At 31.3% G+C, this 14,395-nt stretch carries 4 protein-coding genes; 2 read left to right on the top strand and 2 right to left on the bottom strand.

The genetic code is table 11. The features are described from left to right. Positions 1-228: 228 nt before the first annotated feature. Positions 229-1,776, top strand: a complete 1,548-nt coding sequence (locus tag ACTF56_RS06520; RefSeq protein ID WP_438966104.1) for an Rne/Rng family ribonuclease — start codon at positions 229-231, stop codon at positions 1,774-1,776. Between the two features lie 222 nt (positions 1,777-1,998). Here the strand turns inward: ACTF56_RS06520 and pbpC are convergent, their stop codons facing one another. Together pbpC and ACTF56_RS06530 are read right to left on the bottom strand one after the other, a co-directional pair. Beyond that, positions 1,999-4,377: a penicillin-binding protein 1C gene (pbpC, locus tag ACTF56_RS06525; protein WP_438966105.1), complete on the bottom strand. Its 2,379-nt coding sequence runs from the start codon at positions 4,375-4,377 to the stop codon at positions 1,999-2,001. A gap of 54 nt (positions 4,378-4,431) precedes the next feature. After that, the gene (locus ACTF56_RS06530) at positions 4,432-9,924 is read right to left on the bottom strand and encodes an alpha-2-macroglobulin family protein (RefSeq protein WP_438966106.1); all 5,493 of its coding nucleotides are present in this window, start codon (positions 9,922-9,924) and stop codon (positions 4,432-4,434) included. Between the two features lie 185 nt (positions 9,925-10,109). Between ACTF56_RS06530 and ACTF56_RS06535 the strand changes: the two genes are divergently transcribed. Continuing rightward, positions 10,110-14,270 carry a choice-of-anchor L domain-containing protein gene (locus tag ACTF56_RS06535; RefSeq protein ID WP_438966107.1) on the top strand — a complete coding sequence of 1,387 codons (4,161 nt, stop codon included), beginning with the start codon at positions 10,110-10,112 and terminating at the stop codon, positions 14,268-14,270. Positions 14,271-14,395 lie beyond the last annotated feature (125 nt).

A 14,395-nucleotide genomic window follows, 5' to 3' on the forward strand; every position in this document is an offset into this window, starting at 1 on the left:
AGTTTAAAACTACTTTTTCTTTTTTTAAGTAAAAAAAAGAAGTTCTTTGAAACTAGCCGACTTTCAAAAGAGGCTATCGGGAAAAAATCCTGTAAAAAAATTAATGTTTAATCCATCTGTACTGCAGAGTAATTAGTAATTAGTTAATAGTAATTAATGTGTCTTTTCTCACACCATAACTATCAACTACCAACTATCAACTAAATAGTATGGATAAAAATGTACAACTTGAACAAAGAATTAATTATTAGATCTAGTTCAGACACTGTAGATTTTGCCTTATTAAAGGATGGAAAACTAATTGAATTACACAAAGAAGAAGAAAACAGTAGCGGAAGTAACTTTGCGGTTGGCGATATTTTTATTTCTAAAATAAGAAAACCAGTTGCAGGACTTAATGCTGCTTTTGTGAATCTAGGTTATGAAAAAGATGCTTTTTTGCATTATCATGATTTAGGCCCAAATCTTCATTCGATGACTAAATTCATTAAACTTGTAAGCGCAGGTAAAATAAAAGATTATTCACTCAAAAATTTTCCTTTTGAAAAAGAGATTGACAAAGATGGTAGTATCGCAGATATTATTAGTGCTAATCAATCACTTTTAGTTCAAATAGTAAAAGAACCCATATCTACTAAAGGTCCAAGAATTTCCTCGGAAATTTCATTAGCTGGTAGATTTGTAGTTTTAGTTCCTTTTTCAGATCGAGTTTCTGTTTCACAAAAAATAGAATCTAAAGAAGAAAAAGAACGATTAAAAAGACTGGTTCAATCTATTAAACCAAAAGGATTCGGAGTTATTGTGCGAACAGTAGCTGAAGGCAAAAAAGTAGCTGAACTAAACAAAGATTTACAAAATTTATTAGACAAATGGTCTAATATGTGTAAAAAATTACAAACAGCCCATCATCCATCAAAAGTATTAGGTGAAGTTAACAAAGCTGCCACCATACTTAGAGATGTATTTAATGATACTTTTACAAGTATTCAAATTGATGATGAAGAACTGTTTAATCAAACAAAGGACTATTTGCAAGAAATAGCTCCAGAAAAAGCGTCTATCGTAAAACACTATCAATCAAAAGATTTGCCATTATTTGAAAAATATCACGTAGAAAGACAAATAAAAACTTCCTTTGGTAAAACAGTTTCTATGAGTAAAGGAGCTTATTTAATTATCGAACACACAGAAGCATTACACGTTGTGGATGTTAATAGTGGAAATCGATCAAATAAAGCTCGAAACCAAGAAGATACTGCTTTAGAAGTAAACATGATTGCTGCTGCAGAAATTGCACGCCAATTGCGTTTAAGAGACATGGGAGGAATTATTGTTGTCGATTTCATCGATATGCAAAATCCTGACAATCGTAGAGTTCTTTATGAATTCTTAAAAGAAGAAATGAGTGACGATAAGGCCAAGCATAAAATCTTGCCTCCTAGCAAATTTGGATTAATTCAAATTACTAGACAAAGAGTTAGACCAGAAGTAAATATCAAAACTAGAGAAGAAGACCCAAATGAAAATGGGGAAATTGAAGCTCCAATTTTGATTATTGATAAAATTGCGTTTAGCCTTGAAAAAATTATTAAAGCCCATAAAAAAGTTACACTTCATGTGCATCCTTTTGTGGCAGCATACCTTGAAAAAGGTTTTCCATCAATACGTTCAAAATGGTTTTTTGAACATAAAAAATGGGTGAAAATCATACCTCGTGACGCTTACACGTATCTTGAATACCATTTCTTTGACGACAAAGGAAAGGCAATCAAGTAACACTGAAATAAATTCAGTGTAAAAAATATTAAACCGTTATTCTTAATTGAGTAACGGTTTTTTTAGTTTATAAATATACCTGAAGTCCACGACTTCCTCCTCTTAATCTCAAATCTCGTGACGCTTACACGTATCTTGAATACCATTTCTTTGACGACAAAGGAAAGGCAATCAAGTAAAAAAATAAAAACCGTTTAGATTAAGTTCTAAACGGTTTTTTTATTACTCAAACTCAACCTTTCTCCTAATTTCATTACCCAATTCATCAACAACTGTTATGATATGAAAACCCGTTTTAGCAGAAATTGGCATTTCATGAAAGGTTTTAGTGTTGCCTAAATAAGTATCGTCTAAATACCAAAAAAGTTCAGTTTCTCTGTTGGTATGGGCAACTTTAAAAATGGCTGGTTGAAGCTTACTTTCAAAATTTTTAGTTAAAATGATTTTGGTATTCGTTTTTGGATAAATAAAATCCATTACTTTTTCATCTGAATTTGAAACACAATCTGCTCGAAATGGTGGTAAAATCATGTAATTTGGATTGTTACTTTTATAATACCACTCCATAACTGGTGGCAAAACAAACCATGATTTTGAAATCATATTATCTACACTTTCACAAGTAGAATTCACTCTAAATTGTTCACTTTTATCCAAATGTATTAATTTATGATAAGGACAATTTTCTGTTTTCTTAGCTGTTTTTGGAATCCATTGTTTTTTGTAGGGACAATTCTCTTGAGCCAAATAACCTGAAATACCACAAACATTGGCTTCTTCTAAATCATTATAAGGAGTTTCAAACCATTTTGATTTTGGTAATAAATGAAAGACATCAAATAAAATAGGCGCTGCACTTTCTACACCTGTTAATAATGGTCTTCCTTCACCAGTTGCGTTTCCAACCCAAACTCCAACTACATATTCTTTGGTTACACCAATTGCCCATGCATCTCTACTTCCAAAACTGGTTCCTGTTTTCCATGCAATTTCTAAGGAAGAATCATAAAAACGCCAAGCTTCATCACCTTCTGGTCGGTTCACTTCTTTCATGGCATTAAACGTGTGCCAAATCGCTCCAGCTCCAAACCCATTTTTTTGTCGTGTTGGTTTTCCAAAATCAGATTTTTTATTAAAATCTAAATTTAGACTAGTCAATTCATTGGTACGATATTCATCATTGAATTTATTAAAATGATTCAACGAACTTGACATGTAAGCATAAGCATTACACAAATCCCACAAATTCGATTCGGCACCACCTAAAATTAGAGATAAACCATAATTACTTGGTTGTCTGTTAATATTGCTCAACTTTAGCTTTTGTAACTGTTCATAAAACTTATTCACCGAATAATCTTGCAACATCAAAACAGAAGGAATATTTAGAGAACGAGACAAAGCTCTGCTTGCAGGAACAGCTCCATCAAAAGTGAGATTGTAATTCTGAGGAGAATATCCTGAAATTTGTGTAGGAATATCTGGAATTAAAGTATTAGGTAAAAGTTCTCCATCATCAAGCATAGAAGCGTATAAAAAAGGTTTCAAAATACTTCCAGTACTTCTTGGCGCAGTAATTATATCAACATCTTTTTGGTGGTTTTTGTCGGTAGGACTATTTCCAACATATGCTATTACATTTCGAGTTTTGACCTCAACAACTAACACCGAAATATTATACACTTGATTTTGTTTGTATAAATTATAATATTGTCTTACAATTTCGTTTGTTTGTTCTTGAATATGACTATTAATAGTCGTTTTAACCTTTTCACCACGATTTGTTTTGGCAATTTTTTCAAGCAAATGAGGTGCAATTTGTGGTACATCAAAAGGTTTTTGAGGCAGTGTTTCTTGAAGTGCTAATTCATAAGTCTCTTTATCAATTACTTCATTTGAAAATAGTTTTTTAAGTAATAAATTTCGTTTTTTAAGTAATCGTTCTTGGTTTTTTCCTGGATAAATTAAACTTGGCGCATTAGGTAAAACGGCTAAAGTTGCGGCTTCTGCCCAAGATAATTGATTAGGTTGCAACCCAAAATATTTCCACGAAGCCATTTCTAATCCTACAACATTACTTCCAAAAGGTGCATGAGCTGTATATAATTGTAGAATTTCATCTTTTGAATGTCTAAACTCTATACGAGTCGCTAAAATGAGTTCTACTACTTTTTCGAAATAACTTCTACTTTTTCCATTTCTGTGTAAACGAATGACTTGTTGAGTTAATGTACTTCCACCTCGAACCACTTTATTGGCTTTTCGATTTTGCAAAAAAGCGTGATACATAGAAACTGGATTAAATCCAAAATGTTGGTAAAAATGTTGGTCTTCAAAAGCAATGATGCATTCTTTAAACTTTGTTGGAATACTATCACTTTCAGGAAAACGCCATTGTCCATCTTTGGCAATTTTAGCTCCTAATAATTGTCCGTCATTACTTTCTATGACTGTTGCGTAATTATTTTCGAATAATTTTCTGGGTAATGAAAAGTAATAAACTACCATCAAAATAAGGATGATGGTAGTTTTTATTTTATTGTTTTGGATAAACCTAAAAGGTTTTGAAAACCTGTTAGGTTTTTTTAAGTTTTTATTCATTGTTTTTTGATTAGACCTGACAGGTTTTAAATACCTGTCAGGTCTTCCAATCTATTAATCCTTTACAATTTTTACCCATTGTCCTTTTGTTCTAACAATGTAATTATTGTCATACATAGCTTCACATTGAATGCCTGGGAAATAATAGTCTCCTAAATAAGTAGCATTTAATAAAACCGTAAAAGTTCTTGATTCATTGGCACGAAGTCCAAAATAGAATTGTGTTCTATCATCACGAATATCGATGTAATCCGCTTTATTTTGAGCAAAATCACCAAAATCTGTAAAACGTGAATTCATAATTTCAAATCCAGACGGAATTATTTGTGATAACGCTACATTGTCAATATTATCATTCGATTGGTTTCTAATAGTGACTTGAGCTACAATTTCAGTTCCTTGTTTGATTTCGTTTAAAGAAATTGCGTTTCCATTTCTAGTCTTAAATATGATATTTCCGAAGAAGTTGTTTTGCATTACTTTTTCTTCGCCTACAGGCAAGATTCCGCTGTTTAGAACACGAACATAGATTGTATTGTCTTTGTTGTTTTTGATGGTCACACTATTTGAACCATTTTTCACAATTAGTTTTCTATCAGCAATAGATTTGTTGGAAGTAATAGTTTCCGATTTTCCATTATTAGTTAAAGATGCATTGATTCCTCTTCCACCATTTTTAATGGCAAATTTTGACATGGCATACAAACAATAAGCAGTTGTTTGCGTACTCATATAATTTTTAGACGAAAGTGAATTAGCAATTTTTGTTGCTAAAGTAAACGCTTTTTGGTTGTCATTCACCAACAAATAAGTTTCTAAAAGCATCGCTTTATTTCTTTCTGAAGAACCATAATAATAGTAATATCTATCGCTTGAATCATCTACAGTAGTTGCATTTAACAAAGCTAAAGCAGTATTTTTTTGTCCTGTTAAAGCGTAAGTTGCAGCTAATCTTATTTTAGATCCATTTGAAATGCCAGAAGTTTCTCTTAAACGATTCATAGAACCCATATCTGGAACTCCAGCTAAAGCTAATGTATACAAACGATAAGCTTGAGCAAAATCATTATGATATTGTTGGTTAAATCTCCATTTTTTTGCTTCTGTTTGTTGGTACGAAATCCATTTTTGTTTGAAAGAAATTGGTAAAACATAGCCTTTTTTCTCTGCTTCTAAAAGGAAATGACCTGCATAAGAAGTTCCCCAATCATCCGAACTACTAATTCCTGGCCAATACGACAATCCACCATTTACTTGTTGGAAACCTCCTAATTTTTGAATTCCAGCGTTGATGTTTTTTTGCATTTCAGCTTTTCTATTGCTATCTAAATCCATCACATCACCCAAATACAATTGTGGAAAAACACTCGAAGTTGTTTGCTCTACACAACCATGAGGATATTGAATCAAATATTGAATTCGCCCGTTAAAATCAATTGTTGGAAAAGAAGAAACTTCTAATCTAGCCTTATTACTTCCGTCAACTCCAAAAGTATTCCATTGAATGGTTTTACTTGAATTAGGTTCCACAACCACATCTACAAAATCATTTGTTATTGGATTTGGATTGGTAACATCTAATTCAACTTCATAAGTAGCTCTTTCATTTCCTGATGTGGCAATTACTTCTATTTTTCCGATTCCTAAAACATTTCCGACTTCTAAATCAAAATACACCATTTTTTCATCAGGTGAACTAAAACTCACATTCTGTTTTGAGGCAGAAGTTAAACGAACCGCATTATTGGTTTTTAATTGAACCGTTACATTTTTTACATGATTTTCCATTGCAAAAACCGTAATTGGCAACGTAACTTTTTCGTTTGGAGAAATTTTTCTTGGAACTGAAGCCAACACCATTAAAGGTTTTCTTACTGGAGTTGTTTTTTCTGCGCTTCCATAAGCGTTTGTTTTGGCATCACCAGCTACAACCATTGTACGAACTGAACCAATATAATTTGGCAATTCAACTGTGTGTGATTTTGTTTGTCCTTTTTCTAATTTGAAAGGTCCTAAATAAATTACAACTGGTTTAAATCTATTGGCTTTTTTGGCATTTCCACCACCTAAATCTTCATCACCACCAATGCTAAAAATCTGATTTATTTTTCCACCATAAGCACCAATTACATCGTCATAAACATCCCAAGTTTTTACTCCTAAAGCTTGTCGAGCATAGAATTTATCCCAAGCATTTGGAGTTTTGAATCGTGTTAAGTCTAATAAACCATCATCTAAAATAGCTAATGTGTAAGTCATCTCTTTTCCTTCTTTTTCACTTACTTTTATAGTAGTTTTAGTTTCAGGTTTTAGAACACTTGCCATTGCAATTTGAGGTTGAAGAACTGTATTTTTATCAATAACTTCAATTGGTAAAATTCCATACATTCTAATTGGTGTATCGTTTACTGTTGAAGCATGCGGTTTTAATAATGAAATATTTACATACACATTTGGAGCCATTTCTGGTGTGACTGGAATTTCAACTTTTGTTTCTCCTTTTTGTGTCATTGCCCAAAATGATGAGATTACTTTGGAACCATTTTCAATTGAAATTAAAGCTCTTCCACCTTGACTTGATGGAAATGAAACGGTTGCTTTTTCACCAACTGCGTATTTTGTTTTATCCGAAGTAAAAACCAACATATTTGCTGTGGAAGCATCTCCAGATTTTGTTTTTCCAGACCAAATTGGCCAATCGATAATTTCGGTTTTACTTGTTGCGTGACCTCCTTCATTGTCAACTACTCTGATTAAGTATCTTCCCCAATCGTTTTCAGGAACTTTAAATTGAACACTAGCTTTTCCTGAAGCATTTGTACTTACATTAAAATTTTTATAAGCTGTTGTTACTTGAGAAGAATTGTATCTTGACAAATCATCACCTGAACTATTCCACCACCAACGCCAATCGACTTTATAAACTCGTACTTCAAGATTTTTGACTGCTTTTGGTTTTCCATTTTCATCTACAGAAACAATATCGAAACGATTTATTTTTTCAGTTTCTAACATTCCGTATTTGTTGGGTTCTGGACTTTTTATTCCAACATAAGTTTTATAAGGTAAATAGGTTGCTGTTACAACATCTGTACTAAAATCACCTCCATTTTCATAGGCTTTGGTTTGAAAAACAACTTTCAACTTTCCTGGTGCTTGATTTTTAATTTTTGGTTGAATCGTAACGTTTGTTTTCCCTAAATCATCCACTTTTCCTGAAAAGACATTGACTTCTTCTGTTGAAAATTTTCGAACCTCATCATCAAAATCATAGTTTGAAAAGCCTTTAAAAGTTGTGACTTGTTGCATAAATTTGGCTTGCATATCCACTTTTAAGTTTTTTGCAATTGCTCCGTGCAACCAAGCTACTTCAATAGTACCGTTATTAGGTTTGTTGCCCGATAAATTTCCATCAGCAAAACTATTTTTGATTTTTAGACGGTTGGGTTTTATAGTTTCAATTTTGATACTTTTATAAAAATGAACACCACCTATTGATATTTTCGCTTCCCAATTTCCAGTAATATCTGAATCTTTAGTTACAACTTTAAACTTATAATGATTATTCTCATTGTATATTTGAACCGCAACATACATTGCTTTTCCTTGTGGGTTTGACAACTTGAATTTTATGGGATGTGCTTTTTCTAGTTTACTTTCATTGTCGTTTAACATAAATGCAATATGCAACGTATCACCTGGACGCCAAACACCTCTTTCTCCATAAATGTAACCTTTCAATCCTTTTTGCAATTGCTCACCACTTACATCAAAATTACTTACAGACAAAGATTGTCCTTCATCTAACTTAACGTAAGTTGTACTTTTATCTTTGGTAACTATAGCAAAATAAGCATATTTAGTAATATCTGCATTAGCTAAACCATCACCATTTGTGGATGTAGATGCTAGTTTTTGTTGCTGGAAATTATATAAATCAATTGTCGCTCCAGAAACAGGTTCAGTTGATACTATATCATTAACTGCAAATGTGTAAGAGCCATTTTCTCCTCTTTTTGCAATAACTCCTAAATCAGTTGCAATTACATTGGTGAAAATTTTGTTGTTATAATAATATGAATTTGAACAAGGATCTTCTCTTTCATTCCAATTGTAATCATCATAATAATAATCGTCATAATAATATTGATTGGAGCGAACTTCGTCATCATCTTCCGTTTCTTCCTCCTCTTCATCAACAGTTGTTGTAGCACATTTATAAAGTGAATATTTCTTTTTGATAGATAATTCAACTCTATAAATTGAACCTGGATCAACCATGATTATTTTAGATAAATCCAAAGCATAAGCATTCCAATCCCCATAATTTGCTAAGTTGTTCGTTTTTAAAGTTATGGTTTGTTTTACAATTGGAAGTGCAACATTTCTAAGGTTTTGGCTTCCATTAATTTCATTGTATTGAAGAAATTGAAGAATATTATTTTTATAAATCTGATACACTTTCACATCCACAGCTTTCAGATTTACAGCTTCAAAATTGATTTTTAAATTGTTTGAACTAGGCAATATAGTACCGCTTTTTACAAATCTAATTTCAGGTTTTACTTGATCAAAAGTTACTTTTTCGGCAAAGTCTTTTTTCATTTTGTAACCGTCTTCGCTTTGAATACCTTGAAAAACTTCCACCATTAATTCACCTTTTAAAGATTTAGTAAAAAATACTTTTAAAAGATTTCCTGCTGTGGCAAATTTTAAATTAGTCGCTGATTCCACTTGAACCAAACCGTCTAAATTTTGACCTTTTTTAATAGGATCAGAAAAATTTATCAATAGCACTTGAGCATTATCTTGCTGGATTTCAGCTGAAATAACTTTGAAATTATTCTTCCCAGGAATTTCAAAATCAACTTCACCTTTTTGATCAATATCCAAAGTTGAACCATCCCAAATAATATTGATTTTACTATCTTCAACTTTTCTTTGAATACTATCAATGACAAATTTGCATTCTTTTGGATTAGATACTTCTTTATCAAATTTTATTTTTAAATCTTTATCGCCTTGTTTGGCTTTTATGATTTTCTTCGCAGATTCAATATCCATGTTATCACTAAATGAAATAGTAGCATTTAGATATTGGTATTCTTTGCTATAAGATTGTAAATCAAGTGTATTGACTAAAAAATCTTGTTTAATAGTTTTTATGGTGAAATTAAATTCTTCTATTTTTTTGGGAACGTCTTTTACTTCATCCAAATGAAAAGTCACTTGATATTCTGTATCTTGGTTTAATTTTTTAGAAGGAACAAATGCTATGGTATTTGAAGAAAGTGCTACTACTTTTCCATCCACACTTGGTGAAATTGAAAACAAATCGCTGTCTAATTCTTGATTGGCTGTCCACTCTTTTTTGTCAAATGCTAAAACGACTCTAATGTCTGAATTGGCTGAAACTAAACCTGAACTAAAATTGAGAATATAATCTTTGTACAGATTAAAATCGGAATTAAAATTTTTTTTAGAATCCGAACAAGAAAAGCTAAACAACAACAAAAATATTATTTGAAATAAATGATTTTTTCTCATGTTAATCAATTAAAAGTTTTTAGTAAATAAAAATATAAGTTGTGAAAAACTTACACAATTGTAAATATAAAACTAAATGACAAATTTTAGTTAAAAATTAATTACTAATTGATGCAAAAAAGTAATTATTTTTTTTTGTTGTATTGATTTTATGCTATTTTTGTAGTCCCCCCAAACGTCTCATAATGAAAAACATAATATTAATTATCCTATTCTTATTCTGTAAGAATGGTTTCTCGCAAACCGTGAGTGTTGACAATACAACACAAACTCCCGTTAGTTTAGTAAACACTTTAATAGGAAATTCCTGTATTGAAGTCAGTAACATTTCCATTTCATCCTCTCAGTCTGTTGGATATTTTAACAGAAATAATTCTTCATTTCCTATAAATGAAGGGATTATAATTAGAAATGGAAACGCAAAATTTTCGGAAGGTAGTTACACCGGTACCAATTTAGACAGTCAAGTTAATTCAAACAATGATGCTGCTTTACAAGCTTTAGTTGCAGCACAGGGTCAAACAGGAAACATAACTGATGTTGCTTTTTTGGAATTTGATTTTGTACCCTTATCCAACAATTTTAGTTTTGATTTTTTATTTGCATCTAACGAATATGGTCAATATCAATGTGCTTCATTTGATACATTTGCTTTTTTATTAACCGATTTAACCACAAATATTACAACAAATTTGGCTGTAATTCCTGGTACAAATACACCTGTATCTGTTTTAAGTATTAGAGATAACGCCTATAATTCTGGTTGTTCTTCTTCAAATTCTCAACTTTTTAGTACTTATAACGTAACTAACGCTGCAGCTTCAACTATAAACATGAGAGGATTTACTACTGTGATGAATGCTTCTTCAATAGTTAATCCAAATAATCCCTATCGAATTAGACTTGTAATTGGTGATTATTCTGACTTTAGATTTGATTCCGCTGTATTTTTATCTGCAGGTAGTTTTATTACAACTATTAATTTAGGGGAAGACACAACCATTTGTACGGGTAATACGCAAACCATTACCACCGGATTAGATAATACAATTTACAATCATGTTTGGTCTAGAAACGGTGTTGTACTTAGTGAAATCAGCAATTCACTAATTATAAATGAACCTGGAACTTATAATGTAACAGTAACAACTAATACTTCAAATTGTATAATTTCTGATGAAATAATTTTTTACGAATTAAGTTTAAATCCTCCTGTTGATTTGATTGATTGTTTTACTACTAATGGTGCTTCACACAATTATAATCTTACCCTTAATAATGAAAGTTTTTTAGAAATAAACGACACTTTGTATGACTTGTTTTATTTTGCTTCATTGGCAGATATAACCTCAAATACTCCAATTTCTGCATCAGAAATTACAAATTATGCAAGCTTAGGCAACGAAACTATATATGTTAAAATTTTCAATACGCAATCCAATGAATTTTGTGATGCAAACTATAGTTTTGATTTATTAGTAGAAGATGAAATTCCATTGATAACTCCGCCTATTTTGAGTGAATGTGCGGCTACAGTTTCAACAGCTGTTAACTTATCGAATCATTTTCTGTTTTCGAATCCTTTAGACACGGATGACTTTACCATTACTTATTTTGAATCCTTATCCAATGCACAAACATTTACTAACGAAATTATTGATCCATTTGTTTATATAATTCCCAATGGAAATTCAACTACTTCTATTTGGGTTAGAGTTTCTAATATAAATTTTCCTGATTGTTATTCAATTGTAAATTTTGATGTAGTAATCAATTTACAACCTGAAGTTGATACTTTAGATTTAGTTTTAGAATGTTCCGAATACACTTTACCACCACTTACTAACGGGAATTATTTTACTGGTCCTTTTGGAACAGGAACTCCTTTAAATGCTGGTGACATAATTGATGAAAATGGTACTTATTACATTTTTAATGGCCCAGATGCTAATGGTTGTGTAAACCAAAGTACCTTTGAAATATTTTTAGCAGAAGATTACGAAATTCAAACCGATTATTGCGGACAATTTAGCGTTCCAACTCCTTTATTGGGTGAGTTTTACACACAAACTGGAGGCCCAAATGGATCAGGCACATTGTTGGCTCCTGGAACCATTTTAAATGTCAATCAAACTATTTATTATTACGCTGAAGTTAATGATGTTTTTTGTATTGAAAAACCCTTTTCTATTGTTATAAATATGTTGCCTCCAATAACTATTTTACCTGATGTAATTACTTGTAATAGTTATACTCTTGAAGCAATTCCTAATGGAAATTATTACGATTCAGATGGTGGATTTTTATCCAATGGAAGCCAAATTACAGAATCTCAACAAATCACTATTATTAATGGTCCTGATGCCAATGGTTGTTCAAATTTTAGCTTTTTTAATGTTACAATAATAAATAACATTGTAAATCAAACCGCTTGTGGAAGTTATACCTTACCAGCCCTTACAGTAGGTGAATATTATACTTTGCCTGGTGGACCAAATACAAGTGGAAATACTTTAATTCCACAATTAACAGAAATCAATACTGTTGGAACAAATACTTTTTATATTTATGCTGAAACTAGTACTGCTCCAAACTGTACCGAAAATCTATCATTTATAGTTGAAATTTTACCAAGACCATTAGTTGACGATTTAGCAGATGTGATAGAATGTGGCAGCTATGCTTTACCTAATTTAACCAATGGCAATTACTATCTTTTGCCTGGTGGACCAAATGCTGTTGGACAAGTAAGCTACTTTGCAGGACAAATTGTAGATTTATCTGGAATACGATTAAATCCAGGAACATTTTATATTTATTCGCCACCAGATGCATCAGGTTGTGATAATCAATCATCATTTGAAGTTATAATAAATCCTTTACCCGTAACTCCGGAAGTAAGCGATTTTTCAAGTTGTCAACCCTATTCTTTACCAAATCCTTCGGCTGGAAATTATTACACAGAACCCAATGGACCCAATGGAACTGGAATTCTTGTTACAGCTTCAACGTTATTTACGGAAACAAGAACTTTTTATTTGTACAGTCAAGATCCAAATACATTGTGTTTTGTAGACAAACCTTTTACTGTTTTTTACAATACTTTGGGCTTGCCTGATTTTGACAATATTAATGAATGTGATTCTTACACCTTACCTAACCTTACTTTTCAACCAACATTTCCAAATGATTTTGAAATAAATTATTACAGTCAACCAGGTGGAAATATAGCCGATATTATTGATCCATCTGCTTATACTTTTTCAACTGTTGGTACTTATGATGTTTATGTTTATGCCACTAATGGAGATCGATTTTTTGCATGTACCGAGGAAAAAAGTTTTACCATTAGCATATCCGAAACTCCAATTTTAACTCCATATAATTCTATTGAAAGTTGCGGCTCTTATACATTACCTGCATTACCTGCAAGTACATTCAATATAAATTATTACACTCAAACCAATGGTGCTGGATTAATTACACCAAGCAATTATACTTTCAGTACACCAGGAACATATGATATTTATGTTTACACAGAAAATCCAACTAATGCCAATTGTAACGATGAAGAACATTTTGTATTGACAATTTATCCTTTGTTAAATTTGAATATTGATGATGTGATTATTTGTGTAGATCCTATTACGAGAGATCCTATTGGAACAGTTACTTTACAAAGTGGATTAAATCCTTCTTTTTTCGAAGTAAATTGGTTTTTTAACAACCAACTTGTTTTTACTGGACCAAATTACACAACAAGTCAATCTGGAATTTACACTATAGAAACCACAAAACTTTTCCCAGTAGTTGGTGCGGATTGTAATTATGATGTAACGACAGCTCAAGTATTTGAATCAAGTAGTGCAATTGCTACTATATATCAATCTTCAGATTTTGATGAAGTTTCTAATTTAACCATCGAAATAACTAATGGTTTAGGAACTTATGAATTTTCATTAGATGGTGGTCCATACCAAACAAGTAACATCTTTAACAATGTGAGTTCTGGAGAACATATTGTAACTATAAGAGATACTTTTGGTAATTGTGATGTTTTAATGTTAGAAACTATTGTTTTAAAATACCCCCAATTTTTCACTCCAAATGGTGATAATAATAATGAAACTTGGAATATTTTTGATATGCAAGATTTTCCTGGTGCTTTAATTTCAATATTTGACAGATATGGAAAATTAATTAAACAATTTTCACCAGCTACTTTTGGTTGGGATGGCACCTTTAATGGATACACACTACCTGCTACAGATTACTGGTTTGTAGTAAATTACACCAGAAATGGACAAGAAAAAGTATTTAAAAGTCATTTTTCTTTAGTGAGATAAAGCTAATAATTACAATCCATTTAACTCAAATGATGTTTGTAATTTTCAATTGGTAAAATAAAATCTCAAAACCAAAATGTTAAGTAAAACTTAATTTTTAAAATACGATACTAATTTTTACAATG

The sequence above is a fragment of the Flavobacterium sp. genome (assembly GCF_965657075.1).
Classification (GTDB): Bacteria; Bacteroidota; Bacteroidia; order Flavobacteriales; family Flavobacteriaceae; genus Flavobacterium.